General features: G+C 72.4%; 21 protein-coding genes, 1 tRNA gene and 1 pseudogene. 11 read left to right on the top strand and 12 right to left on the bottom strand.

From position 1 onward, the window contains the following. Nucleotides 1-141: 141 nt before the first annotated feature. From DEJ46_RS02770 to DEJ46_RS02795, 6 genes are read left to right on the top strand one after another with little or no spacing between them, the layout of a single operon-like run. Nucleotides 142-1,788, top strand: coding sequence for a sensor histidine kinase (locus DEJ46_RS02770; RefSeq protein ID WP_150263989.1), 1,647 nt, complete (start codon nucleotides 142-144; stop codon nucleotides 1,786-1,788). Continuing rightward, nucleotides 1,785-2,186, top strand: a complete 402-nt coding sequence (locus tag DEJ46_RS02775) for a roadblock/LC7 domain-containing protein (RefSeq protein ID WP_055639735.1) — start codon at nucleotides 1,785-1,787, stop codon at nucleotides 2,184-2,186. The genes DEJ46_RS02770 and DEJ46_RS02775 overlap by 4 nt, the downstream gene beginning before the upstream one ends. After that, nucleotides 2,183-2,536, top strand: coding sequence for a DUF742 domain-containing protein (locus DEJ46_RS02780; RefSeq protein WP_125740882.1), 354 nt, complete (start codon nucleotides 2,183-2,185; stop codon nucleotides 2,534-2,536). Before DEJ46_RS02775 ends, DEJ46_RS02780 begins: the two co-directional genes overlap by 4 nt. Continuing rightward, entirely contained in the window at nucleotides 2,517-3,140 is a 624-nt protein-coding gene (locus DEJ46_RS02785; RefSeq protein WP_150263990.1) for a GTP-binding protein, read from the top strand. The genes DEJ46_RS02780 and DEJ46_RS02785 overlap by 20 nt, the downstream gene beginning before the upstream one ends. Next, nucleotides 3,137-4,366 (top strand): cytochrome P450, encoded by a 1,230-nt coding sequence (locus DEJ46_RS02790; RefSeq protein ID WP_150263991.1) that lies wholly within the window; start codon nucleotides 3,137-3,139, stop codon nucleotides 4,364-4,366. The genes DEJ46_RS02785 and DEJ46_RS02790 overlap by 4 nt, the downstream gene beginning before the upstream one ends. Next, entirely contained in the window at nucleotides 4,363-5,607 is a 1,245-nt protein-coding gene (locus DEJ46_RS02795) for a cytochrome P450 family protein (RefSeq protein ID WP_150263992.1), read from the top strand. Before DEJ46_RS02790 ends, DEJ46_RS02795 begins: the two co-directional genes overlap by 4 nt. Before the next feature lie 61 nt (nucleotides 5,608-5,668). Here the strand turns inward: DEJ46_RS02795 and DEJ46_RS02800 are convergent. Together DEJ46_RS02800 and DEJ46_RS02805 are read right to left on the bottom strand one after the other, a co-directional pair. Beyond that, a tRNA-Leu gene (locus DEJ46_RS02800) sits at nucleotides 5,669-5,756 on the bottom strand. A 231-nt stretch (nucleotides 5,757-5,987) separates the two neighbouring features. Further along, nucleotides 5,988-8,603, bottom strand: coding sequence for a bifunctional serine/threonine protein kinase/MFS transporter (locus DEJ46_RS02805; protein WP_150263993.1), 2,616 nt, complete (start codon nucleotides 8,601-8,603; stop codon nucleotides 5,988-5,990). Between the two features lie 261 nt (nucleotides 8,604-8,864). Between DEJ46_RS02805 and DEJ46_RS02810 the strand changes: the two genes are divergently transcribed. Continuing rightward, nucleotides 8,865-9,188, top strand: a complete 324-nt coding sequence (locus tag DEJ46_RS02810) for a plasmid stabilization protein (protein ID WP_150263994.1) — start codon at nucleotides 8,865-8,867, stop codon at nucleotides 9,186-9,188. Between the two features lie 135 nt (nucleotides 9,189-9,323). Then, on the top strand, nucleotides 9,324-10,109 hold the full coding sequence (locus DEJ46_RS02815) for an amidohydrolase family protein (RefSeq protein WP_150263995.1): 786 nt from the start codon (nucleotides 9,324-9,326) through the stop codon (nucleotides 10,107-10,109). 56 nt (nucleotides 10,110-10,165) lie between these two features. On the opposite strand, the gene DEJ46_RS02820 is transcribed toward DEJ46_RS02815, so the two are convergent. From DEJ46_RS02820 to DEJ46_RS02850, 7 genes are all read right to left on the bottom strand, one after another. Continuing rightward, nucleotides 10,166-11,188 (bottom strand): endonuclease/exonuclease/phosphatase family protein, encoded by a 1,023-nt coding sequence (locus DEJ46_RS02820; RefSeq protein WP_150263996.1) that lies wholly within the window; start codon nucleotides 11,186-11,188, stop codon nucleotides 10,166-10,168. A gap of 96 nt (nucleotides 11,189-11,284) precedes the next feature. Beyond that, nucleotides 11,285-12,313, bottom strand: coding sequence for a LacI family DNA-binding transcriptional regulator (locus tag DEJ46_RS02825; protein ID WP_150263997.1), 1,029 nt, complete (start codon nucleotides 12,311-12,313; stop codon nucleotides 11,285-11,287). A gap of 66 nt (nucleotides 12,314-12,379) precedes the next feature. Beyond that, nucleotides 12,380-14,281, bottom strand: coding sequence for a glycoside hydrolase family 36 protein (locus DEJ46_RS02830; RefSeq protein ID WP_223834471.1), 1,902 nt, complete (start codon nucleotides 14,279-14,281; stop codon nucleotides 12,380-12,382). A 5-nt stretch (nucleotides 14,282-14,286) separates the two neighbouring features. After that, complete coding sequence (locus DEJ46_RS02835) at nucleotides 14,287-15,102, bottom strand: carbohydrate ABC transporter permease (protein ID WP_150263998.1); 816 nt, start codon at nucleotides 15,100-15,102, stop codon at nucleotides 14,287-14,289. Continuing rightward, nucleotides 15,099-16,079 carry a carbohydrate ABC transporter permease gene (locus DEJ46_RS02840; protein ID WP_150263999.1) on the bottom strand — a complete coding sequence of 327 codons (981 nt, stop codon included), beginning with the start codon at nucleotides 16,077-16,079 and terminating at the stop codon, nucleotides 15,099-15,101. The genes DEJ46_RS02835 and DEJ46_RS02840 overlap by 4 nt, the downstream gene beginning before the upstream one ends. Nucleotides 16,080-16,081: 2 nt before the next feature. Continuing rightward, a complete protein-coding gene (locus tag DEJ46_RS02845) occupies nucleotides 16,082-17,422 on the bottom strand; it encodes an ABC transporter substrate-binding protein (protein ID WP_150264000.1) in 1,341 nt (446 codons plus the stop codon). Beyond that, nucleotides 17,407-18,642 (bottom strand): aminotransferase class V-fold PLP-dependent enzyme, encoded by a 1,236-nt coding sequence (locus DEJ46_RS02850; RefSeq protein WP_223834472.1) that lies wholly within the window; start codon nucleotides 18,640-18,642, stop codon nucleotides 17,407-17,409. The genes DEJ46_RS02845 and DEJ46_RS02850 overlap by 16 nt, the downstream gene beginning before the upstream one ends. A gap of 238 nt (nucleotides 18,643-18,880) precedes the next feature. Here DEJ46_RS02850 and DEJ46_RS02855 point away from each other — a divergent pair, with 238 nt between their 5' ends. From DEJ46_RS02855 to DEJ46_RS02865, 3 genes are all read left to right on the top strand, one after another. Beyond that, a complete protein-coding gene (locus DEJ46_RS02855; protein WP_150264001.1) occupies nucleotides 18,881-19,366 on the top strand; it encodes a VOC family protein in 486 nt (161 codons plus the stop codon). A 244-nt stretch (nucleotides 19,367-19,610) separates the two neighbouring features. Further along, nucleotides 19,611-23,012, top strand: coding sequence for a discoidin domain-containing protein (locus DEJ46_RS02860; RefSeq protein WP_223834473.1), 3,402 nt, complete (start codon nucleotides 19,611-19,613; stop codon nucleotides 23,010-23,012). Between the two features lie 54 nt (nucleotides 23,013-23,066). Next, nucleotides 23,067-23,834 carry a YqjF family protein gene (locus DEJ46_RS02865; RefSeq protein WP_150264002.1) on the top strand — a complete coding sequence of 256 codons (768 nt, stop codon included), beginning with the start codon at nucleotides 23,067-23,069 and terminating at the stop codon, nucleotides 23,832-23,834. 179 nt (nucleotides 23,835-24,013) lie between these two features. On the opposite strand, the gene DEJ46_RS02870 is transcribed toward DEJ46_RS02865, so the two are convergent. From DEJ46_RS02870 to DEJ46_RS02880, 3 genes and pseudogenes are all read right to left on the bottom strand, one after another. Continuing rightward, nucleotides 24,014-24,310 carry a hypothetical protein gene (locus tag DEJ46_RS02870; RefSeq protein ID WP_150264003.1) on the bottom strand — a complete coding sequence of 99 codons (297 nt, stop codon included), beginning with the start codon at nucleotides 24,308-24,310 and terminating at the stop codon, nucleotides 24,014-24,016. 80 nt (nucleotides 24,311-24,390) lie between these two features. Beyond that, a complete protein-coding gene (locus tag DEJ46_RS02875; protein ID WP_190622396.1) occupies nucleotides 24,391-25,686 on the bottom strand; it encodes a TerD family protein in 1,296 nt (431 codons plus the stop codon). Nucleotides 25,687-25,801: 115 nt separating this feature from the next. Then, a pseudogene (locus tag DEJ46_RS02880) lies at nucleotides 25,802-25,975 on the bottom strand (MarR family transcriptional regulator); the annotation flags it as partial. Nucleotides 25,976-26,102: the final 127 nt, after the last annotated feature.

Genomic DNA, 26,102 nt, shown 5'->3' on the forward strand with positions numbered 1-26,102 from the left:
ATTACCGGTCGCATTGATGGATGATTCTGCCCAATCCTGAATACCAATCCGCTCGTGAGAGTTCCGAACCGATCAAGATCGGTTCTATAGTTCCGTCGTTCAACCTCTTCCCCCGTGTGACTGCTCTCGAGAGTCTGGTTGATGTCGGCGTCGCCCTCCCCGTTCCGCCCTGCCCTGATCGCCTCCCTGCTGACACTCGCCGCGGGCGGTGCGCTCGCCGTGGCGGCGACGACCGCGGCGCCGGCCGGGGTCCGCCCCTCGCTCGGCTGGTTCGCGGCGTGCGGAGTCCTGTTGCTGTCCGCCGCGGCCTTCGCCGTCACCTGGTACGCCCGCACCTCGCGGGCGCTCGCCCGGCGGGCGGAGGTCCTCGCCGCCGAACTCGCCTCCCGCGAGGCCTACACCGGCCGGTACAAGGCCACCGCCGAGCGCGAGTCGGCGGCGCTCACGGCGCGGTACGAGGAGGAGGCCGCCGCCTCGGCGGCCCGGCACACGGCGCGTACGGAGGAGCTCATACGGTCGCACGAGTCCGAGACGGCACGACTCCGCGCGACGCTGGCCGCCGACACCGAGCGCCTCGAAGGCCGTCTGCGCCGCGCGGAGTCCGCCCGGTCCGCGGCGATGGCCGCCGCCGCCAACGCGGCCGGACGGATGCAGGCGCTGGCCACGAGCATGATGGCCGACCTGCGGGACATGGAGCACCGGCACGCCGACGAGGACGTCCTCACCGACCTCCTCCACCTCGACCACCGCACCGCCCAGGCGGGCAGGCTCGCCGACTCCATCGCCGTGCTGACCGGAGCCCGCTCGGGCCGGCGGTGGACCCGACCGATCGTCATGGAATCGATCCTGCGCGGCGCCATGGGCCGCATCGGCGGCTACCAGCGGGTGCGCCTGCACTCCCACAGCGAGGCGGCGGTGACCGGTCACGCCGCCGAGGGCATCATGCACGCGCTGGCGGAGATCCTGGACAACGCCGCGAACTTCTCCCCGCCCAACGCGGAAGTGCACGTGTATGTGGAGGAGGTTCCGGCCGGCCTCGTCATCACCGTCGAGGACAGCGGTCTGGCGATGAGCGACGTGCAGTTGAGGCGCGCCGAGGCCGCGGTCGGTGCGGCCGCCCAGGACCTGGCCGGGCTCTCCGGAACCCGCCTCGGCCTGCACGTGGTCGGCAGGCTGGCGCGCAAGCACGGACTGACCGTGTCCTTCCGCCCCTCGGCCCGCGGCGGCACCGGCGTCCTGCTGATGGTTCCTCAGGAGCTCATCAGCCGCGCGCCCGAGGAGCGGACCGCCGGGCCCGTCGAGCCGTCTCCGCCGGTCGCGGGCCGAGCGGTGACCGCCCCGTCCTCCGGCCGAGCGCGCCCTTCCACCGAGCCCGCCACCGCCGACGCCGTGGCCGGCACCCGTCCCGTACCCGCGTCCGGGCCGTCGCACGAACCCGAGACCGCGCACGAGCCCGTCCCCGACGGCGCCGCCGCCGAGTCCGGCGCCGAGGGGACTCCGGACGGGATCGTCCTGCCCCGCCGCCGTCGCGGCCAGACCCTGGCCGCCCAGCTCAAGGCCGAGGAGACGCCGGCCGAGCCGCGCCAGGAGGCACCCCGCTCCGGCCCGTCCGCCGGTGCCCCGCCGCGCTTCGGCAGCTTCCACCGGGCCGTGCGCAGTGCGGGAGGCCGCGCTGCCGACGACCGGCCGGCCGACATGCCCGTACCGTCCGACCCCCAGGACCCGGCGGCCGCACCGCACCCGCCGGCCTCCTCGAACTCCCCGTATTCGGAAGGCAATCCGCGATGACCGGCACCACCACCGACGAGAAGCTCAGCTGGCTCCTTGAGGGCCTGCTGGAACGCACCCCGGGCACCCGGCACGCCCTGGTGCTCTCCCGCGACGGCCTCAAGCTCTGCCGTACCTCCGAGCTCTCCGTCGACCAGGCCGACCAGCTCGCGGCGATCTCCGCGGGCATCCAGAGCCTGTCGCACGGTGCCTCCGTCGAGTTCGGCGACGGCACCGGCGGGGTCCGCTCCGCGATGGCCGAGTTCTACGGCGGCATCCTCTTCATCGTGGAGGCGGGCGACGGCGCCCACCTCGCCCTCGTCGCCGACGAGGACGCCGACGCCGGACTCGTGGGCCACAACATGACGGAACTGGTCGAGCAGCTGGGCGAGCACCTCGTCGCCAGGCCCCGGGGATGAGCCGGGTCAGGCCGGGCCGGGACGACTCGCCCGACCGCCTCTACACCGTCACCGGCGGTCGTACCCGCGCCGGATCCGACGCGTTCGACGTGGTGACGCTGGTGGTCTCCGAGAGCGACCCGGTCCCCGGCATGCAGTCCGAGCACGCCGCGATCCTGCGCATGTGCCGGTTCCCCACGGCGGTCGTCGAGGTGGCGGCCGGGCTCGGCCTGCCCGTGTCGATCACCCGGATCCTCCTGGCCGACCTGCACGACACCGGCCGGATCAGCGCACGGCATCCCCGGCCCTCGTACCGCCTACCCGATCACGACATCCTGGAGCAGGTGCTCGTTGGACTCCGCAGCCTCTGAACCGCGACACCGCCAGACCCTGCACAGCACCGCCGACAACGGACTGAAGATCGTCATCGTCGGCGGCTTCGGCGTCGGCAAGACCACCCTGGTCCGCTCGGTCAGCGAGATCCGTCCGCTGAACACCGAGGAGACGATGACGCAGGCCGGCGAGCACATCGACGACACCGGCGGTGTCGCCGCGAAGAAGGCCACCACCGTGGCGTTCGACTTCGGCCGGATCTCCCTCGACGCGCGCAACGTCCTGTACCTGTTCGGCGCCCCCGGCCAGGAGCGGTTCTGGTTCCTGTGGGACCGGCTCTTCGCCGGCACGCTCGGCGCCGTCGTCCTCGTCGACACCCGGCGGCTCGCCGACTCCTGGTACGCCGTCGACCGGCTCGAACACCACGGCACCCCGTTCGTCGTCGCCTGCAACGACTTCGGCGGACCCGCCTACTCCCCCGCCCAGATCCGCGAGGCCCTCGACCTCGCCGACGAGGTCCCGCTGGTCTTCTGCGACGCCCGGTCGCGGGAGTCCGGCAAGCAGGTCCTCATCTCGCTCGTCGAGCACCTGCGGACCCTCGTCCCCTCGGACCCGCAGCCGATTCCGGAGCCCACCCCGTGACCCACCCCGCGCACCCGCCCGTCCCCCTGAGCGGCCCCCGGTTCCAGACCGACCCCGTCGAGCTGTACCGGAGGATCCGGCGCGAGCACGGCGCCGTCGCCCCGGTCGTGCTCGACGGCGACGTGCCCGCCTGGCTGGTCCTCGGCTACCGCGAGCTGCACCAGGTCACCAGCGACCCGGTCCTCTTCTCGCGCGACTCCGAGCTGTGGAACCAGTGGGACGCCATCCCGGCGGACTGGCCGCTGCTGCCCATGATCGGCCGCAGGCAGCCGTCCATCCTCTACACCGTCGGCGAGCGGCACCGCGAGCGGGCCGCCGTCATCTCCGACGCGCTGGAGGCCGTCGACCCCTTCGCCCTGAAGGAACGGGCCGAGCGGTTCGCCGACGAACTCATCGACGGGCTCTGCGGCAAGGGCGCCTGCGACATCATCGCCGAGTACGCGATGCTGCTGCCGGTACGCGTCCTCGCCAGCATCTACGGCTTCGCCGACGAGCAGGGACCGGCCCTCGTCACCGCCCTGAACGACATGATCAACGGCCAGGAGGGGGCCCTGGCGGGCCAGCGCCACCTCGCCGAGTCCATGTTCGCGCTGCTCGCGGCGAAGGCCGAGACGCCCGGTGACGACGTCGCCTCGCGCATGGTCGCCAACACGGCCGGGTTCACCGTCGAGGAGGTCGCCCAGGACCTCATGGTGATGATGGCCGCAGGCCACCAGCCCACCGCCGACTGGATCGGCAACTCGCTGCGCCTCATGCTCACCGACGACCGGTTCGCGGCCTCCCTCTCCGGCGGCCGCCACAGCGTCGGCGAGGCGATGAACGAGGTCCTCTGGGAGGACACCCCCACCCAGAACGTCGCCGGCCGGTGGGCCTCCCGCGACACGCACCTCGGCGGGCGCCGGATCGGCCGCGGCGACCTGGTCCTCCTCGGCCTGGCCGCCGCCAACTCCGACCCGCACGTCCGGGCCGACGCCGGCGCCCTCACCGGCGGCAACAACGCCCACCTCTCCTTCGGGCACGGCGAACACCGCTGCCCCTTCCCCGCGCAGGAAGTCGCCGAGACCATCGCCCGGACGGGCATCGAGGTGCTTCTCGACCGACTGCCGGACGTGGATCTCGCGGTGGCGGAGGACGGCCTCACCCGCCGCCCGTCCCCCTGGCTGCGGGGCCTCACCGCGCTCCCCGTGACGTACACCCCGACCCCCGCCCTTGGAGCCTTCGCATGACCTGCCCGTACGACCACACCGCCGCACCCGACGCCGACGTCGTCGTCCTCGACCCCTTCGTCGCCGATCTCGACGCCGAGAGCGCCCGCCTGCGCGAGGCGGGCCCGCTGGCCCGCGTCGTCCTGCCCGGAGGCGTGCCCTGCTGGTCCGTCACCCGCCACGCCGAGGCCCGGAAGCTCCTCACCGACGCGCGTCTGGTCAAGGACATCGACGTGTGGGGAGCCTGGCAGCGCGGCGAGATACCCATGGACTGGCCCCTGATCGGCCTGGCCAACCCCGGCAAGTCCATGCTGACGGTGGACGGCGAAGAGCACCGGCGGCTGCGCACGCTCGTCGCGCAGGCACTGACGGCGCGCCGGGTGGAGCTGCTGCGCTCGCGCATCGAGGCCCTCACGACCGAGAGCCTCGACCGGCTCGCGGAGCGGCCGGCCGGCGAGGTCGTGGACCTGAAGGCGGAGTTCGCGTACCCGCTGCCCATGAATGTGGTCAGCGAGCTGATGGGCGTCGACCAGGCCGACCACCCCGTGATGAAGGCCCTCTTCGAGAAGTTCTTCTCGACGCAGACGCCGCCGGAGGAGGTGCCGCAGATGATGGCGGACCTCGGCGCCCTCTTCTCGGGGATCGTCGCGGCGCGGACGGCGCTGCCCGGCGACGACCTCACCAGCGCGTTGATCGAGGCGTCGGAGGGCGGCGACCGGCTCAGCACGGAGGAGATCACCAACACGCTCCAGCTGATGGTGGCGGCCGGTCACGAGACGACGATCAGCCTGATCGTCAACGCGGTCGTCGCCCTGGAGACCCACCCCGAGCAGCGCGCGCTCGTGCTCAAGGGCGAGGTGCCGTGGGAGAACGTGATCGAGGAGACGCTGCGATGGTCGACGCCCACCTCGCACGTCCTGATCCGGTTCGCGAGCGAGGACATCGAGGTCGGTGACCGCGTCCTGCCGAAGGGTGACGCGCTGATCGTGTCGTTCGGCGCGATCGGCCGGGACGAGGAGCAGCACGGTGCGACGGCGGGAGAGTTCGACGTGACCCGCACGCCGAACCGGCACATCGCCTTCGGTCACGGTCCGCACGTCTGCCCGGGAGCGGCACTGTCCCGTCTGGAGGCCTCGGTGGCGCTGCCGGCGCTGTACGCGCGCTTCCCGGACCTGCGGCTCGCGGTGCCGCGCGAAGAGCTGCGGAACAAGCCGGTCGTGACGCAGAACGACCTGTTCGACCTGCCGGTGTTCCTGGCCTGACCCGGCCCGGGGACTCCTCCTGTCGGGCGGGCCGGTGGCCGGCCCGGCAGGAGGGATGATCTGGTGTCCAAGGGGGGACTTGAACCCCCACGCCCGATAAAGGGCACTAGCACCTCAAGCTAGCGCGTCTGCCATTCCGCCACTTGGACCAGGTGAGTGTCGTGACGCGGAGTGACCCCCGCGGCGACAGAGATCAATCTACCAGCACTTCGGCGTGCTCTTCACCCACGTTTCCCGTGGTCAGCGACGTGCGACCACACAACCGTCCGACTACTCCACGTCGCGAATGCGGCGCGGGACGTGACGGAGGGTGCTCCGTCGGGTGATCCCTGCTGAACGCCGACACCGCAGGTCCGCCGGTCCGCCCTACCGATGCGGCGTCACCTGGCACGCTCGAGAGACGGTGCCGATGCCGGTGCAGTCATCAGCAGTCCCGCGAGGAGGCTCGCGAGGAGCATGAGGCCGGCCGCGCACCACAGGGCGACGGAGTAGCCACCCAGCACCGCGGTGTCCGTCTGACTCACGACGTCGCCGAGGGACTCGGGAAGTCCCTGGCCACGGAGCAGGACACCGTTCCGCACCGCTTCGGCCAGGGGCTCCGGAAGGCCCGTCACCCCTTCGAGCCGGCTCGAGATCGCCCAGGCGAGGACGCCGCCCATCAGCGGCGAGGCGATCCAGCCGCCGAGGTGGTGGGCGGCGAGGAAGGTCGCCGCGGCCCCGCCCGCGTGCTCGCGGGCCGTCCCGCCCGACCCCGCCGCGAGGAGCGGCCCGTACGCCAGGCCGAGACCGAGACCGACGAGGAGAAGTCCGGGCAGGATGTCACCGGCGTACGAGCTGTCGGCGTCGAGGCGGGTCAGGAGCGCGAGGCCGGCCGACGCGATCAGCAGACCGGCGACGACGAGGTGGCGGGGCGCCGTCCGGTGCTGGAGGCGCGCGGAGATCTGGGTGGAGCCGAGCAGGACCGCGCCCGCCAGGGACAGCAGGGCGACACCGATCTCGGTCTCGTGGGAGCCGAGGGCGCCCGCCATGTACCGGTAGAGGATCAGGAACAGCATCAGCGTGCTCGCACCCGCCAGGACGAGGACGAGGAGCGCGCCGGCGCCCTGCCGGCCCGTGACGACGTGCACCGGGACGAGCGGGGCGCCCGTCCGGCTCTGCCACCCCAGGAAGGAGACGAGCAGGGCGACTCCGCCCGCGATGAGGCCCAGGGCCAGCGGGTCCGCCCAGCCGTCCCCACCGCCGCCTTGGAAACCCTGCGTGACCCTGTCGAGGCCGTAGAACAGGGCGGCGAGCGCGCCGGTGCCGAGCAGCACGCCCGGTACGTCGAGGCGTGCGGGGGTACCGGCCGGACGGTCGTGCTTCAGGCCGCTCGCGACAAGGGCCACGAGGCCGGCGAGCGCGGAGAGGACGTACAGGGCCCCACGCCAGCCCATGGCGTCCAGCAGCAGGGGGCCCGCGAACATCCCGATCGCCAGTCCGCCGGCGACGGTCACGGCGTAGAGCCCGAAGGCCCTGCCGCGTTCCTTCGGATCGGTGAACCCGCCGATCACCAACGCCAGGGCGGAGGCCGAGACCAGCGCGGCGCACACGCCCTGCACGGCCTGGGCCGCGACGAGCGTGCCGGCGGCCCCCGCCAGGGCGCCGAGCGGGGTGGCGGCGGCGTATCCGGCGAGCCCGATCAGCAACATCCTTTTACGGCCGAGGAGATCGGCGAGGTGCCCGCCGAGCAGCAGGACTCCGGCGAGGGCCAGTCCATGGGCGAGGAAGAGCCAGGTGAGGCTGTCGGCGGGGAGGCCCAGGTCGCCCTGGATCGACGGGACGGCCGCGCTCGTGACCGCGCCGCCGGTCGCCACCAGGAGCTGGGCCGACACGGCCGCCACCAGGCCCCACCACCGCCTCGGGGACGGTCCCGGCACGTCGGGAGGGTAGGCGGGAGGCGACCAGGCCCCCGGTACGGGCTCGCGGGCAGGCCCGAAGCCGGGCGGAACCGGCCGACCGTCCACCGGGGTCGTGGGCGTGTAGGCGAGGGGCGCGGCCGGCGGGGTCTGGCCCTGCGCCTGCGCCGGGATGCGCGGATCCTGCGGCGCGCTCCGCCGGTCCGGCGCGAAGTCGAGCAACTGCGCAGCGTGGCGGCCCAGTTGCGCGAGCACGGAGCCGGGCAGCCACTCGTCGGCCCCGTCCGGCTCCGTACGGGCGGCCACGTCGAGGGGCGTCGGCCGACGCGCCGGATCCTTGTCGAGACACTCGCGCACGAGGCCGACGAGCGACTCCGGTACGCCGGTCAGGTCGGGTTCCTCCTCCGCGACGCGGAACAGGTGCGCGTTCAGCCCGGTGTCCGTGGCGCCGAAGAGAAGCCGCCCGGTGGAGGCGTAGACGAGGACGGCTCCGAGGCAGAACACGTCGCTGGCCGGGGTGAGTTCGAGGCCTCGCACCTGCTCGGGCGACATGAAGCCGGGCGAGCCGATGAGCATGCCGGTGCGGGTGTGCAGGCTGTCCCCGGCGAGGCTGTCCATGGCCCGGGCGATACCGAAGTCGATGACACGCGGCCCGTCGACCGTCACGAGGACGTTGGACGGCTTCAGGTCCCGGTGGATCAGGCCCGCCGCGTGCACGGACCGCAGGGCGACCGCGAGCCGGTGGGCGAGGACACGGACCGAGCGCTCGGGCAGCGGCCCGAAGTCCCGGGCGACCACGGTGGTCAGGTCGGGTCCGGGGATGTACTGGGTGGCCACCCACGGCACGGCCGCCTCGGTGTCGGCGTCGAGGACGGCCGCGGTCCACTCCCCTCCCACCCGCCGTGCCGCCTCCACCTCGCGAGCGAAGCGCCGCCGGAACTCGGGGTGTTGGGCGTGCTCGGCCTGCACGACCTTCACGGCGACCGTCCGACCGCCCTCCGACCGCCCGAGGTACACCAGCCCCATGCCACCCGCCCCCAGGCGGCCGATGAGTCGGTACGGGCCGATGCGCGTCGGATCTTCGGTGATCAACTGTTCCACGCCGGTAACTTAGTTGAGGCGACCCGTCCCCGGCACGGGATCGTCACGAATGACCCCAGGAGACACTGGTCACCGCCCCCGAGGCAGCCGCGGGGCGCCCGCCCTCCGCACACCTGCACACCTGCACACCTGCACACCTGCACACCTGCACACCTGCACACCGATGTATCGAACATTTCCTGTCTGTCGCGAATGAAGCCGTACTGATCGGGCACAGGTCCCGTCAGGGGACGGACACCCACGACAGGAGAGGTGTGGACCATGCCCCGCGGATCGAATGCGAAGCGCGAGCGACAGTACGAGCACATCAAGGAGAGCGTCCTGGAGCGGGGCGAGAGCAGGGAGCGTGCCGAGGAGATCGCGGCGCGCACGGTCAACAAGGAGCGGGCCCGGGCGGGCGAGTCGAAGACCGCGAGCCGGAGCTCCACCGATGACATCTCCTCCTCGCGCCGCGGCGGGCTGCGCTCCCACAGCGGCGCCGCAGGGCCGACGTACGACCAGCTCTACGCCGAGGCCCAGCGGCGCAACCTGCACGGCCGCTCCTCGATGAACAAGGCGGAACTCAAGCGCGCGCTGGGCCACTGAGGCATCCACGCCCTTCACCCGGCCTGCTTGCCGGTCGTCACCGCGCGCCCCTCCCTATGCTGGCGCCATGGAGAGCACCGAGCGCAGCCGTGCGGAGGGCGATGCGCGGGCCGCGCACCGGGCGGGAGGACGGCGATGAGCGCGGTCCGTGGCCCGGCACGCCCCGTCTTCGACGCCCACCTCCACATCGTCGACCCGCGCTTCCCCCTGGTCGAGAACGACGGCTATCTGCCGCCCGCGTTCACCGCCGGGCAGTACCGCGAGCGCGTCTCAGGACTCGACGTCCGCGGCGGCGCGGTCGTCTCGGGCTCCTTCCAGGGCTTCGACCAGACGTATCTCCGCGACGCGCTGGCCGTGCTGGGGCCCGCCTTCGTCGGTGTCACACAGGTCCCGGCGACCGTGACGGACGAGGAGCTCGCCGGCCTCGACGCGGCGGGCGTGCGCGCGGTCCGCTTCAACGTCCGCCGTGGCGGATCGGCCACGCTCGACCAGCTGGACCGCCTCGCCCGCCGCGTCCACGACGTCGCCGGCTGGCACACGGAGCTCTACATCGACGCCCGTGACCTGCCGGACCTGACCACCGTCCTGGCCGCGCTGCCCGCCGTGAGCATCGACCACCTCGGTCTGCACCGCGACGGACTCCCCCATCTGCTGGCCCTCGTCGAGCGCGGGGTCAAGGTCAAGGCCACGGGGTTCGGGCGGGTCGACCTCGACCCCGCCGAGGTCATGACGGCCGTCCTGGAGACCGATCCCACCGCCCTCATGGTCGGCACCGACCTGCCGTCCACCCGGGCGCGCCGCCCGTTCACCGCCGACGACCTCGCCCTCGTCGCCCGGACCGTCGGCGAGGAGCACCTCGACGCCGTGCTGTGGGACAACGCCGCCGCGTTCTACCGCCTCCCTGAGAAGGGCGGTAGCTGAGGGAGGCGCCGCTGGGTCATGCGGTGCGTCGAGCTGCGGGAACCGTCGGACAGGTGCTAGTTCTCCCAGGCGGCGGCGCCGCGGAGGAGGTGGTGGTCGGCCACGCCCGAGCAGGCCACGGCGTCGCCGCGGACCGTCGTGAACCAGTGGTAGCTCAGGAAGACGTAGTCGATCTTCGCGGTGTTCTTGGTGTGCTCGGAGCAGACGGTGCTGGCGGTGGGCTCACCGCTGCGGCACCGGTCCCCGGACTGGGGGCAGTCCGTGCCCGTGAACCGGTCCTTGTCGTTCTCGTCGACCTCCTGGAGCACGCCCGTCGCGTCGGCGCCGTTGTCGTCCTTCCCGTGGTTGTAGAGGGGGTTCATGTCGGGGTGCTTGGGGAGCTGGTTGAAGTCCCCGGCGAGGACCACCGGGTCCCCCGCGTTGGCGAAGTCACGGGTGATCCTGGCGACCTCGGCGGTCTGGGCCGTGGTGTTCAGCGCGTTGAAGTCGATGTGGGTGTTGCAGGCACGGACGGCGCGGGCGTCGATCGTGGCCTTGGCGCAGAGGAGAATGCGGTTCTCGGTGTCCTTGGGCGTCGGAAGGTCCTTCGTCGGCTCGGGGAGGAAGGTGACGCTCCTGGTGCTCAGGTCGATCGTGCCGGGGCCGCCCTTCGCGAAGACGGCCAGGCCGAAGCGCAGTTCGCCCGGCTCGTCCGTCGCCGGGGTGGGGTCCCATCGCTTGCAGCCGGAGGCGGACGGGAGAGCCGCACCCCAGGTGGTGTCGTACGTGACGCCGGAGCGGTTCGCCAGGTGGTCGCGGAGCATCAGCCACTGCCCGTAGCAGACCTCCTGGAGCATCACGAGGTCCGTGTCCCAGTAGTCGATGGCGTGGACGACGGCGTCCCGCCACTCCGCCTTCTCCGCGTCGGTGTCCCGGGTTTCGCAGGTGGACGAGGCGCCGCAGATGTTGTACGAGATGAATCGCAGACCGGGTGCGGTGTCCTTGTCGACGATGTCCGCCTGGGCGGGGGCGGTCGCCCCCGCGAGCACGAGTCCGACGGAGAAGACCGCGGCGAGCAGCGCTCTGAGTGTCGCGCGCATCAAGACGCCCTTTCATGATCGATTATGGCGGCCCGCATCCTGCCACATCGTCTTCGGTCGGCGTCCGGAGGTCCGCGCATGCGCGCGGAGGCACGCCTAGCGCTCCGGCGTGCTGCCGCGTACGACCGGCTCCGCCGGGAGCAGCAGGCCGCTCGTCGGGGTGGCGGCGGGGTCCTCGACGGCGGTGATCAGCCGGTCGACCAGGGCGTGCGCGATGGCGGACAGGGGCAGCCGCACGCTGGTGAGGGCGGGCTGCAGCACCTGGCAGAGCGGCAGGTCGTTGAAGCCGGTGACGGCGACGTCGGTGCCGACCGTGAGACCGGCGGCGCGCACGGCCTGGTAGGCGGTCAGGGCGAGCCAGTCGGTCGCGCAGACGAGGGCCGTCGGGCGGTCGGGGCCGACGAGCAGGCGCTGCACGGCGTGGGACAGCGCGGCCGGGTCGTCGTCGGGAACACCGACCTCGAAGGCGCCGTCGGGCACGGCGGCCGCGGCCTGGAGCAGGCCGGCCCGGCGGTCGGCGAGCCAGGGCAGGGAGGCGGCGGAGTTGACGTAGCAGATCCGGCGGTGGCCCTGGTCGAGGAGGCCGCCGACGAGGGCGGCGGTGGCGGCGGCCGAATCGATGTCGACCCAGTTCTGCGGCCGGCCGGGGGCGGTGCGGCCGAAGGCGGCGAACGGGAAGCCGGCCTCGGCGAGGACGTCGACGCGGGGGTCGTCGTGGATGACGTCGGAGAGGACGAAGCCGTCGACCTGGCGGGCCGCGATCAGCCCGTTGAAGGACTTGGCGACCGCGCCGGCGCCGTGCTCCGGGTCGCAGCGGAAGAGCAGGATGCGGTGGCCGACGGCGTCGGCGGCGCTCACGAGCGCCTGGAGGAAGCCGCCCATCAGGGGGTTGGGGTCGGCGGGGTTGTCGGCCGGTGCGGGATAGCCGATGACCTTGCGGGTGCCGGTGCGCAGGCTGCGGGCGGACTGGTCGGGCTGGTAGCCGAGTTCGTCGATGGCGGCGGTGACCCGGGCGAGGGTGGTGGCGCGGAGCCGGTGGGGGGCGTTCAGGGCGTTCGAGACGGTCTGGCGGGAGACGCCCGCCGTGCGCGCGACGTCCTCGATGGTCACCTGTCGAGCGGTCATCGTTCCTCTGTGTGCGGTGGTCGGCGGGCTGCGGACGGCGAGCGGCCGCCCCCAGCCCGCCGATGGTCAGTGCTCGCGGGTCAGGGTGAGCAGGCCGCCGGTCGGCACGGTCACCGGGTTCACTCCGGCGACGAGGTCGAGCACGGTCTCGGACAGGATCTCACCACGGCAGTCCTGTACGCGGGCGAGGGCCCGTTCCGGCCGGACGGCCGTCAGGAGCACCACGGGGTCGCCGTCCGCGTTGGCGACGAGCAGGGTCCCCGGGCCGTCGGTGGCGTCCCGGTCCGGGAGGGCGACGGGGAGCGGCGCGTAGCGGGCGACGATCGTGGTGCGGTCGTCGGCGGCGCGGACCTGGGGGTAGCCGAGGTCCGGGCGGGAGGGTTCCAGGGTGCCGAGCTGGAGAACGTCGGCGTGGCGGCGGAAGACGTCGAGCCAGAAGCCCAGGGTGGCGAGCTGGTCGGGGGTCTGCCGGGCGAGGTCGACGGAGATCTGTGGCACCGAGAACAGGGCGTTGACGAGGTGGACGGCCACGGACTCGGGTGTCTCGGCGGAGTTCCACATGATCATGTCGGCGTGGACGGCGAGCGGTCCCGCGGTGAGCCGGCAGTCGACGATCCGCTGGCGGTTCTCGGCGGGGCTGAGCGGGCAGTCGACGGTGCGGACCATGGTGGCGTACGGCCAGAGGGCGGGGCTGACGTACGGCTGGCGGTGCTCGACGATGACGTCGGGCCGGGTGCGGCGCAGGCGGGCGTCGAGGTCGGCGAGGAGCCGGCGTACGCCTTCGTGGACGGTGTCGTGGTCCGCGCCGGCCGGCGCGGGCGGCGGGTCGGCGCGGGCGAAGAGGTCGATGAAGTCGAGCTTCACGCCGTCCATGTCCCACTCCTCGACGGCGCGGGAGACCTTCTCGATCAGGTAGCCGCGGACCTCGGGGTGGCGGGGGTCGAGCACGGCCGCGTCCAGTTCCGGCATCTCGCGGAGGATCATGCCCTTGAAGCGGTCCCAGGCGTCGTTGTGCCGGCCGATGAACGGCAGTGCGTACCAGAGGAGGTAGGCGAGGCCGGCGCGGTGGACCGCGGCGACGTGGGCGGCGAGGTCGGGGAAGGCAGCCGTGTTGGGTTCCCAGTCGCCGCAGTGGCCGTAGCCGCGGGTCCGGTCGGCGGTCTGCCAGCCGTCGTCGACGATGATGCTCTCGCAGCCGAGTCCGGCGGCGAGGACGGCCTGGCGTTCGACGACGGCCGCGTCGACGTTCTGGTGGAGGCTGTACCAGGTGGAGTACGCGGGCATCCGCGCCGCGGCGGCCACGCCGGGGTGGTCCACGCCCTCGGCCCACCAGTCGGTGACGGCCCGCAGGGTGGTGGCGAAGTGCCGCCCGCCGAGGTCGATCCTCAGGCGCGCCGGCGGCCCGCCGGGCGTGAGGTCCTGCTCCACGGTGAAGGCGAACTCCCCGCTCTCCTCCACCACCCCGGCGCCGACGCGTACGGGCGCGGCGGTCTCCCCGACGGCGGCCGTGCACAGGGCCCGGTCGTGGGTGCCGACGAGGGAGGCGACGGGGGCGCCCAGGGCGAGCGAGACGGTCCGCGGTGCGATCCAGGACGGCGGCAGCCAGCGGGAGGCGCTGGTGTCGGGGGTCCAGTAGGCGGTGGCCCCCACACAGGGGACGCGCCACTCGACGCGGAGGGTGACGGCTTCCGTCGCCGTGACCTCGACCAGGGCCACGCCGTCGTCGGCCAGGGTGACGGTGGGGTGCCAGGCGGCGCTGCCGAGCCCGGTGAGGTGGACGGTGAGCGGGTCTCCGGTGGAGTGGCGCAGACCGGTGGCGATCTGCCGGTGGACGACGGTGCCGGGCAGGTCCCCGGCCGCCGCGCCGGGGCGCCAGGCGGGGACGGGCGGCTGCGGAGCGGCGCCGCTCTCCGTGTCATCGGGTGCGCCGCCCTCCGGAGTGGCGTTCAGGGGTGCGGTGGTCGTCACGGTGGTCACTCCTTGGTGGCCCCGGCCAGCAGGCCGGAGATGAACTGGCGTTGCAGGACGAGGAAGAGGGCCATCACGGGGACGGCGGCGATGGCGCCGGCCAGCAGGACCTGCGCGTAGTTGGTGGTCGCCAGACCCTGCAGGGTGGCGGTGGCGACGGGCAGTGTGTACATCTCGGGGCTGCGCAGCGCGATCAGCGGCCAGACGAACTGGTTCCAGCCGCCGAGGAAGACGAAGAGCGCGAGCGCCGCGATGATCGGCCGGTTGACCGGGATGACGATCCGCCACAGGACCCGGAGTTCGCCGGCGCCGTCGACGCGGGCGGCGTCGAGGAGTTCGTCGGGCATGGAGCGCAGGGCCTGCCGCATCAGGAAGATGCCGAACGGGGTGACCAGACCGGGCAGGATGACGGACTCGTACGAGTCGATCAGCCCCAGGTCCATCATCATCTGGAAGATCGGGATCAGCATCACCGTGTCGGGGATGACGAGGGTGCTGAGCAGCAGGACGAAGAAGAGGTTGCGGCCGCGGAAGTCGAACTTGGCGAAGGCGTAGCCGGCGAGGACGGAGACGACGACCGCCCCGACGGTCTGGAGGCCCGCCACGAGGAGGGTGTTGAGGAGGACGCGGGTGAGGCCGATGGACTCCTGCAGGCCCTGGAGGTTCTCCATGAGGTGGCCGCCGGGGAGCAGTTTCGGCGGCCAGGAGAAGACGTCCCTGTTGTCCTGGGTCGCGGCCATGGCGAGCCAGTAGAAGGGACCGACGCAGAGCCCGAAGGCGCCCGCGAGGAGCACGGTGAGGAGGGTGCCGCGGAGCTTCATCGGCGCTCTCCCATGAGGCGGACCTGGAGGATGCCGAGGAGGGACACGATCAGCGCGAGCGCGTAGGCGAGGGCCGAGGCGTAGCCGAAGTCGAAGTACTTGAAGCCGTTGTTGTAGAGGTACATGGTGACGGTGAGGGTGGCGTTGTCGGGGCCGCCGCCGGTGAGGACGTACGGCTCGTCGAAGAGCTGGAGGGTGCCGATGGTGGAGAGCACCACGGTGAGGAGGAGGATCGGCCGCAGCTGCGGCAGGGTGATGGAGAAGAAGCGGCGGACCGGTCCGGCGCCGTCGACCATCGCGGCCTCGTACAGCTCCTTGGGGACGCCCTGGAGTCCGGCGAGGTACATCACCGCGTTGTAGCCGGTGTAGTGCCAGGTGATGACGAGGACGACGCCGACGCGGGCCCAGACGGGGCTGCCGAGCCAGTTGACCCGGTCGACGCCGAAGAGGGAGAGCACCCAGTTCAGCAGTCCCGCGTCGCGGTTGAGGATGACCGAGAACATCACGCCGGCGGCGACGAGGCCGGTCAGCGAGGGGACGAAGACGCCGAGTCGCCAGAGCGGGCGCAGCCACACCTTGGTGGAGTTGAGGGCGAGCGCCACGAGCAGGGCCAGGCCGAGCATCAGGGGCACCTGCACGACGAGGATCAGCGCGGTGTTCTTCAGCGCCGTCCAGAACAGCGGGTCGTCGAGGAGGCGCCGGTAGTTGGCGAGCCCGGAGAACTGCCGGTCGTCGCCGTTCCCGGTCGTGAGGCTGATCCAGAACGAGGCGGCGATCGGGTACGCCTTGAAGATCGCGAAGCCCAGGACGGCGGGCATGATCAGCAGGTACGGGACGGACTCCGGGGTCAGCAGGCGGCGCCGGCCCCGGCGGGCGCTGCCGGGGTGCCGGTGGGTGCCGCGACCGGCGGGGGTGCCGGTCGCGGTGGTGGTCGCGGCCCCGGTGGCGGGCGCGCGTTCGGACGGGGCGAGGGACATGGTCAGGCCGCCTGCTGCCGGCCGGTCTGCTGGGCGAGCTGCTTGGCCGCGGCCTTGAGCGCCTCGGCCGGGTCGGCACCCTTGATCAGGACCTGGCTCTGGGCGTCGCTGGCGAGCTTGAGGGCGCGGCTGTAGTCGCCGGTGAAGTTGGTCGCGCCGGCCCCGGCGGTGAGCGAGTCGACGAAGGACTTCAGCACCTTCTGGCCTCCGTAGAAGGGGTCGGGCGCGCTGAACTTCGGGTCGGTGTAGGCCGCCTTGAGCGCGGGGAAGACACCGCCCGAGGCGAACATGCGGTTGATCTCGGCCGGCTTGGTGAGCGCGTACTCGATGAAGCGCCAGGCGGCCTTGCGGCGCTTGCTGGTGGCGGAGACGCTCAGGAAGGTGGAGTTGACGATGGCGCTGCGGCCTCCCCCGGGGACGGCGGCGGGCGGCTGCATCACCCGCCACTTGCCGCTCTGTGCGGGGAACTTGTCGGAGAGGTACTCGATGGCCCAGGCGGGGTACGGGGCGGTGGCGAGCTTGCCCTGGCCGACCAGGCGCTTCCAGGTGCCCTGGCCGGCGGTGTCGGCGAGCAGGCCGGCGTCGTTGAGCCGCTTGATGACGGTGAGGGCCTGGACGGCCTCGTCGGAGGCGAGCGTGACCCTGCCCTCGGCGTCGAAGTAGAAGGCGCCCTGGAGCTGCATGAGGTTCTGGAAGAAGTCCATGTCCTGGACGGTGCCGGGCTTGTCGAGCCCCAGGAGCTGGGCGCCCGTGGCGGCGCGGATCTTCGGTCCCGCGGCGATCAGGTCGTCCCAGCTGGTGAGGGAGGCCGGGTCGACGTCGGCCTTCTCGAAGTAGTCGTGGCGGTAGAAGAGGCCGAGCGGGTTCACCTCCCACGGCAGGGCGTGGACGGCCTTGTCCTTGCCTATGACGGTCGGCCAGAGGCCTTCGACGAAGGCGTCCTTGTGCTGGTCGGCGCCCAGCTCGGACAGGTCCGCGAGGCCCTGGGGGAACTTCTCCATGTAGCCGGGCAGGTAGTCGACGCCGATGTGCAGGACGTCGGCGAGTCCCTTGCCGCCGGAGGCGAGCCCGACGGTGATCTTGTCCCAGATGGCGGGGTTGCCGAGGTCCTGGACGTCGACCGTGATGCCGGGGTTGTCCCGCTCGAAGGAGGGGACGACACCGCGCAGGGCCTCGGCCGCGGTGGTCCAGCTCCACACGGTGATCTTGCCGCTGTCGCCGTCGGCGCCGCCGCCCCCGCCCGATCCTCCGCTGCCGCTGCCGCCGCAGGCGGTCAGGCCGAGTCCGGCGGCGGAGGCGGTGGCGAGCTGGAGGAGGTGTCTGCGGCTCAGGTGGTGGGACATGTCGGCTCCTGGATGGTGAGGGTGTCGCCGGTACGGGTGTCGCCGGTACGGGTGCTGCCGGTGGCGAGGGTGTGCATGGCCTCCGCGAACAGCTCCACGGCGGCGGCCGGCGTGGAGGCGTGGGGAGAGAGGCGGATCCACTCGTCGCGGCGCGTGGTGATCACACCAGCCGCTTCGAGAGTGCGGTGGACGGTCACGGGGTCGTGACCGGGGAGGCGGAAGGTGCCGATGCCGGCGCGTTCCCGGGGGCCGAGCCCGTCCAGCAGGATCTCGGCGCCCGCCTGTCGCGCCCGGTCGAGCAGCTCGGCGAGAGTGGCCCGGACGCGCGCGCCCGTGGCGGCCGGGCCGCCCTCGGCGAGCAGCTCGTCGACGGCCGCGCCGATGGCCGCGGCGGCCGGGAAGTCCGGGTTGGTGGCGAGGTGGGCGGCGGCCCCGGGCAGGGGCGGTGCCGGATGACGGGCCGCGAAGGGTTCCGTGACACCGGCCCAGCCGCCGAGGCCGGGAGCCAGGCGCTCGGCGCACCGGTCGCGGATCAGCAGCAGCGCGGCGCCCCAGCCTGCCCGGAGCCACTTCTGGCCGCCGCTGACCAGGACGTCGGCGGCGTCCGCTTCGAGGGGTACGGCGCCGAGTCCCTGGATGGCGTCGACGACGAGGAGGCGGTCCGGTCCGAGGACCTCCTTGAGGGCGGCGAGCGGTGCGACGTGCCCGGTGAGGGAGTCGACGGCGCTGACCGTGAGCGCGGTGACGTCAGGGGTGAGGTTCCGGCGCAGCAGGTCGGGGGTGATGTGCCGGCGGCCGTCCGGGTCGACGAGCCGCACGGCCGGGCCGCCGCGGCCGGCGAACCGGAGCCAGGGGTAGACGTTGGCGGGGAACTCGCCGCGCGGTACGAGGACGGTGCCGGGTCCCTGGAGGCCGGCGGCCACGGTGAACAGGCCGTTGCTGGTGGACGGGGCGAGGGCGATCTCGTGGGGGCGGGCGTCGAGGAGCCGGGCCGCCGAGCTCCGTGCGGCGTCGCTGAGGGCGAAGAGCCGGTCGAGGTCGGCGGGGTCCGAGCGGGTGGCCAGATCGATCGCGGCGGCGAACGCGGCGGCGGCCCGGCGGGAGAGCGGGCCGACCCTGGCGTGATCGAGGTAGCCCGCCCGCGGGCCACGGGCGGGGGCCTGAGCGGGCGCCGTGGAGTCGGCCGACCCGGGTGCCCGTGGATGAATTTGATCGTTCAAAATCTGTTCCTCAAGATGACATCAGCTTGATCTTCCCGGAATTTGAAGGTTCACATTAGAGAGCCGATGCCTGCTCGACAAGAGGTCGGACGAGGCGAACCCGCCGCCCTTCGGGGGAACCCGGCGCGGGGCATCGCGCGGCGCCGGCGGATGTCCGCCGAGTTCGGGCTATCCATGGCCACAGCCGACGGTCGCCCGCGACCGTCACTGTCCGGGAGACCGGAAAGGTGGGAGACCAGTGGCCGTCCAGCCCATTCCCGAGGGATACCCGCACCTCACGCCGTACCTCTGCGTCGACGGAGCCGCGGCGGCGATCGACTTCTACGTGTCCGTGCTGGGCGCGGTCGAGCGCATGCGGATGCCCGCCCCCGGAGGGACCATCGGCCACGCCGAGCTGGCCTTCGGCAACTCGGTGATCATGCTCGCGGACGAGTTCCCCGGCCTGGACTTCCGCTCACCCAAGGTGGTCGGCGGCACCCCCGTCACCCTGCACCTGTACGTGGAGGACGTCGACGCGGTCTTCGCCAAGGCCCTCGCGCGGGGCGCGAAAGAGCTCCAGCCGGTCAAGGACGAGTTCTACGGCGACCGCACCGGGCAGCTCGAAGACCCCTTCGGCCACCGCTGGAACCTCGCCACGCACGTGGAGGACGTCCCCGAGGAGGAGATGGCGAAGCGGGCGCAGGAGGCGATGCAGTCCATGCAGCCGCCGTCCGACGCCGCCTGAGCGTCGCACCCGCACGGACCGAAGGCGTCGGGTCACTTGGCCGCACCCCCCCCTTCCATTCGGGGGGGCGACGAAGTGGCCCGCCCTACGGACAACACTCCTCTCTGACCACATACCTGAATGCAAGTCAGGCATACGGATCCTGCCAGGAGCCTTGCGCGCCCTCCGAACTCTCCCTAACCTCCCGGCCAATGGTTAGGAAGACTTCCTGTCCTTTCGCGCACCACTCCCCCCAGGACGCCCTATGCCACAGACGCCCCGGCCCCATCGACACCGACCGCTCCGCTCCCTGGCGGTCCTCGCCGCCCTCGCCACCGCCCTGACCCCGGTCACGGGACTCGGCGCTCCGGCCGCCGCCGCGGACGCGCCCGTCACGCAGGCCGCACCGGTCGCACCGGCCGCGATACCCGACCTCACCAGCGCCAACCGCCGCGCCCCGATCCCCGGACTGCCCGACTGGAGCAGGGCCGGATACCGGGGCGGCGCCCCGCTCCCCGGCGCCGCCGAGGCGCACCCGGACGCGGCCTGCCACATCACGGCCTCCGAACTCGCCGCGCAGTACGGCGTGCGGGCCGACGACACCGACGCGACGAGCGGGCTCCAGCGGGCCGTCGACGCGATCCGTACGACGTGCACCCCCTCCGCCGGCTTCACGAAACTGTCGTCCATCACCCTGCCCGCGGGGCGGATCCTCGTGACCCGCCAGCTCGCCCTGGACGCCGACTACATGGTGTTACGCGGCGCCGGCACGGACCGGACGACGCTCGCCTTCCGCCCCGACGCCGACACCCGTTACGACACCCTCACCGCCGACGGCAGCGACTGGGACGAGGACGGCATGACCCACGGTGCCGGGAAGGGCGGCTGGACCTGGCCGGGCCGCGGGCTGCTGCGCGTCCAGACCCGCGAGGTCTCCCCGAAGTACGCGAGCGACCACGCCTCCGCGCCCGCCGGCCGGAAGGACCTCTTCGAAGGAAGCGTGAACCAGCACTGGGCGAGCGGTGTGCCCCTGCGGGAGGGCTCGCCCATCGGTTCCACCCAGGTCAGGCTCGCCGCCAACACCGACATGAACCGCTTCAAAGCCGGCGCCCCGCTCTGGGTCGGCGCCGCCAACACCGCGAAGTTCTACCAGCAGCAGACGATCAACGACCCGTCCACGTACGTGAACCTGCATATGCGGCAGCAGACCTTCCGGATCGCTGCCGTGGACACCGCGGGCAGGAACCTCACCCTCGACAAGCCCCTCGAGTACGACCTGCCGCTCAACTCGACCTCCGACGGTTCTGCCGCGATCGGCGGCACCGTCTACCCGAGCCGCGTGACGCCGCTCAAGGTCGTCCAGGGCGTCGGCATCGAGGACCTCGGCATCACCCAGGAACTCGACGGCATGCCGAAGCTCGGCGGGGGCACGTACGACGTCACCCCGGCCGACGCCAAGGCCGACTTCGGGAACATCGCCCCGGAGTACGCGCAGCACGGCATCGTCCTCAAGTGGGCCGCCGACGTCTGGATCCGGCGGGTCGCCACGCGGATGACCGGCTCCCACGCCGTCGTGACCGAGAACGCCAAGAACGTCCAGGTGCAGGAGTCGTCCTTCGACGGTTCCTGGAACAAGGGCAAGGGCGGCAACGGCTACTTCCGCGGCTCGCGCGTCTGGGACTCGTTGTACGCCTACAACACGAGCCGGAACCTCCGCCACTTCACCTTCCAGTGGTCGGCCTCCGGCAACGTCGCCGTCGGCAACGACTTCGACAGCGACCTGAACCTGCACGGCGGTTGGGAGCGCCGCAACCTCTTCGAGAACAACAAGGCCGCGGTCCCCTTCGAGAACTCCTCGAAGAACTGCCGCGCCAACTGCGGCGAGGAGGGCGGCGGCGGTACCGACGACTCGACCTGGTGGCCGATCTGGTGGGGTGCGGGCGCCAAGGCGGTGAAGTGGTCGGGCGCGACCGGCCCGCAGAACGTCTTCTACGGCAACGACCTGAGCAAGCAGACCACGGCCGGCGGCACGTACCGGCCGTACTACCCCGACCGTCAGCGCCTCTACCAGCTGGGGAGTTCGGCCGCCGACCCGTCCGCGTACCAGCACCTGACCGCGAACGGCTCGGCCATACCCGACTGGGCGGGCAGGGAGAACCTCGACTACAGCAAGGCCCCGCACGCCGGTGTGCACGCGTCCCGGACGGACACGTCGGGCTCGCTCTTCCTGAAGCCGACCGGTACGGCTCCGGGCCCCGGCGGTCCGGAGGTGCCCCCGGCACCGGTCTCGGCGGGCAAGCCGGCGACGGCTTCGTCCGTCGAGTCGGCCGGGTTCGAGGCCTGGCGCGCGGTGGACGGCGACGCGGGCACGCGGTGGGCCAGTGCGGAGGGCGTGGACCCGCAGTGGATCCGTATCGACCTCGGTGCGCGGCACACCGTCTCCCGCGTGAAGCTCGACTGGGAGGCCGCGTACGGGAAGACCTACCGCATCCAGATCTCCGACGACGGGACGAACTGGACCGACATCCACTCCACGGGCACCGGCGACGGCGCCGTCGACGAGCTGACGGTCTCGGGGACGGGCCGCTACGTCCGGATGTACGGAACCGCGCGCGGCACGGCGTACGGCTACTCCCTCCACGAGTTCGAGGTGTACGGCACGCTCGCACCGGACGGCGGCACCCCGGGCGGCGGCCCGGTGGTGGACGTCTCCACCGCAGCGCAGCTCCGGACCGCGCTGGCCGGCGCACAGCCCGGGCAGACGATCAGGCTGGCCGCCGGCGAGTACAGGGGCGCCTTCGTCGCCCGGACGCCGGGCACCGCGTCGGCCCCGATCACCCTCACCGGGCCCGCGAACGCGGTGCTCGTCAACGACGGGCCCTCCGGCACGGCGCCCTCGTGCCCGGCCCCGGTCGCCGGCTGGGACTCCGGGTACGGACTCTGGCTGTTCGGCGCCCCGTACTGGAAGCTGACCGGGTTCACGGTGCGGGACTCCAAGAAGGGCGTCGTCCTCGACGACTCGCACCACGTCACGCTCGACGGTGTCTCCGTCCACCACGTCGAGGACGAGGCGGTGCACTTCCGGCGCTCGTCCTCCGACGGCGTGATCCGGAACTCCACGATCAGCCACACCGGTCTGGTCCAGCCGGGCTACGGCGAGGGCGTCTACATCGGCTCCGCCGGGTCCAACTGGTCCTGCCACGGCAACACCGGCGGCGTCGACCGCTCGGACCGGATCCAGGTCCTGGACAACAGGATCGGCCCGAACGTCACGGCCGAGCACATCGACATCAAGGAAGGGACGGCGGACGGCGTCATCCGCGGGAACACCTTCGACGGCACGGGGATCAGCGGCCAGAACTCCGCCGACTCCTGGGTCGACGCCAAGGGCACCGGCTATCTGATCGAGAACAACACCGGCAGGTTCGCCCCGCCCGGCACGTTCGCCAACGGGTACGAGACCCACAACCCGTCGACGAACCCGTCCTTCCTGAACGGCTGCGGCAACGTCTGGCGGGGCAACATCTCGGACCTCGGCGGCGCCGGCGCGTACGCCATCAAGATCACCTCGACGTCGAAGTGCACCGCCGCCCCGAATGTCGTCCACTCCGGCAACACCGTCACGAACGCCGTCTCGGGCCTGACGAACGTGCCCGTCACGCCCTGACCGCCACGGAGCCCCCTGCCTCGTACGGCAGGGGGCTCTGCGATCCTGTGCGGCGTGACGCTCGCGCCGCTCGCCCCCGAAGCCGTGACCCCTGACCCGCCCCATGCCCCGCCGAGTCCCCTCCTGACCCAGTCGTGGCTCGACCTGGCCTTCCTCCACTGGCCCGTCGACCCCGCCGTGGTCGCCCCGCTGCTGCCGGCCGGGACCGTCCCGGACACCTTGAACGGTGTGACGTACGTCGGGCTCGTCGCCTTCCGGATGCACCGGGTCGGATGGTTCCGCCTGCCCGGCGTCCCCTATCTGGGCAGCTTTCCCGAGACCAACGTCCGCCTCTACTCGGTGGACGCGCGGGGCCGGCGCGGTGTGGTGTTCCGTTCGCTCGACGCCTCGCGGCTCGTGCCCGTCGCCTTCGGGCGGGCCCTCTTCCGGCTGCCGTACGTCTGGTCGCGGATGGCCGTCCGCCATGACGGCGCCACCGTCACGTACTCCAGCAGCCGGCGCCTGCCCGGGCCGCGCGGCGCGCACAGCCGGATCGTGGTGCGCGTCGGGGAGCGCGTCGAGGCCCCCACCGAGCTCGAACACTTCCTGACGGCTCGCTGGGGCATGCACACCGCCTTCTTCGGGCGGCCGCTCTACCTTCCGAACTCGCACCCGCGCTGGCCGCTGCACCGCGCGGAGCTGATGGCGTGCGAGGAGAACCTGGTGGCAGCGGCGGGCCTGCCCCGTCCGGTCGGCGCGCCCGTGAGCGTCCTGTACTCGCCCGGCGTCCCGGTGGAGTTCGGCCTCCCGCCCCGCCGCCCCGGCGGCGTCCCCACGCCCTGAACGGAAGCGGAGGGGCCACCGCTCGGATCATCCGGCGCTGGCAAGGTCGCCCCGCCCCGCCGCGCGCAGGTCATCCGGGTCCGGACAGGCCGCCGGCACCGTGCCTGTCGTGCTGCACGGTGCCGGTTCGGAGGTGGATGCGTCGTCGCGACCACGCCTCGGGTGTCGGACGGGGTCGGTCAGGTGGAGATCTCGGGGAGCAGGCCCGTGACCGGTGCCGCCTGGTCGGTGAGCTGGTGGATCTGGCGCAGTTCGTTCAGCCGGCCGAGTCCGCCCAGCTGGCTCTCGATGCCGGGGAACTGCGCGCGGGACTCCTCGGGGATGCCGGTCGTCGCGACCGCGTCGAGCTCGCTGACCGGGTTGACGGGCGGGCCGAGCGGAGTGGCGACCGAGACGGCCTGCGCCGCCGACGCGCCGAGGCACGAGAAGGCGGCGGCGACGGCGAGGACCGAGGAGATACGTCGTGATGAGGTCATACCCCTCACAACGGAGCGACGCGCCGACGGACACGGCCGCGCCTCGGTCCCGCCCTCCGAACGGGGGGACCCCTCCCCCGCTACACCCGCTTCAACCGGGCCCGCCACGGACCGTCGGCCGCCTCGAACTGCACCACGAGCGGCCCCGTCGGCAGCGGAACGGTCTCGCGCCGCGCCCCGATCTCGTTGACGAGGTTGTCGTCCATGGGCAGGGCGGTGTGGTCGTCGTGCCGGGAGAGTTCGTAGATGTTGACGATCAGGTTGTCGTCGCCTCCGTACTGGATGGCGAGGTCGGCCACTCCCCCTGTGTGCAGCAGCACGTCGGGGCCCCGGAACTCCTGTTCCTGTTCCGTCAGCACACGAGCCGCTGCCAGGGGTGACACCTCCATCCGCCACGGCCCTTCCGCCTCCACCCTGAGGCGGAGGTTCCCCTTCCGGGGAATCGTGGCGAGCACCCGGCCCCGGTAGTCGTCCTCGGTGCTGTTGACGAGCCAGTCCTTCTCCTTGTTCTTCCAGTCGAGGACCGTCAGGCCCGTGTACCCGTCGCCCTGCACGTCGAGCTGGACGACGACCGGACCCGGCGGGAGCCCGCTCACGGTGATCACGTCGTTGTCCCGGCCGGTCTGGGTGTACGGCGCGAAGACCGGTCCGTACGACCAGGCGGGTCCGTACGACACCGGGGCCGGCGCGACGGGAGCGACGGGAGCGACGGGTGCGACGGGTGCGACGGATGCGGCGGATGCGGCGGGAGCGGCTGGCGGCACCGGCGGCTGCGGAGGCAACGCGAAGGCCGGGGCCGGCGGGGCGTACGGGGCAGGCGGGGCGTACGGGGCAGGCGGCGCGGCCATCGGCGCCGGCATCGCCTGGGGTGCCTGTGGCGCGACCGGTCGCGCCACGTCCACCCCGTGGTCCGTGGCGAGGCCCTCGAGGCCGTTCGCGTAACCCTGGCCCACCGCCCGGAACTTCCAGCCACCCGCCCGCCGGTACAGCTCCGCCAGCACCATCGCCGTCTCCGGGCCGCCGTCCGTCACGTCGTACCGAGCGACCGACGTGCCGTCGGGGGCGAAGGCCTCCACCGAAAGACCGGCGACGTCCCGCATCGTCGCACCGTTCTCCGTCGAACCGACCACCAGGACGCGGGTGATCCGGTCCTCGACCGTGGGGAGGGCGACGTCCAGCCAGGCCGTGCCGCCGCCAGCGTCCGTCAGCCGGATCGCACCGGACGGATGCATCGGTGCTCCGTGGAAGACGACGTCTCCGTCACCTCCGACCGTGCCACCGTCCATGAGCAGCAGAGCCATGGCGTCCACCCCGCCGCCCCGTACGGCGACCCTGAGCGCGACGGACGGTACGAAGCCGTTCTCCCCCTTGATCATCGACCCCACGGCGCGACGGCCCTTCCCCTCGTGTCCCCACCCTTGTTGATCACAGTTGCGATCCTGCATTCGAACCGCGCCCGCAGGCAAGGCCCTTCATCGACGGGCCGGAAGGTCAGGCGCCCGCCAGCTCGGCGTTGGCTCGCTCCGTGACCAGCGTCAGGACGTGGCCCGCGGTCGCGAGGTCCTCGGCCGGGATGCCGGCGCAGAGCCGGGCGGAGATCCCGGCGGACTCCGCGGAGGTCACCGTGCCGAACTCCCGTCCGGCGTCGGTGAGTCTCAGCCGGGAGATGCGCGCCGACCAGGCGGGGTGTGGGTGGGGCGGCCGGAGGGGGTACGCACTCCTTGCCACTTACAACTTATAGCGCACAGGGGGGCTTGCGGCAAGGCCCCTGTCGTACCGCAGAATCTCTCTT

This window comes from Streptomyces venezuelae (assembly GCF_008642375.1).
Lineage (GTDB): Bacteria > Actinomycetota > Actinomycetes > Streptomycetales > Streptomycetaceae > Streptomyces > Streptomyces venezuelae_G.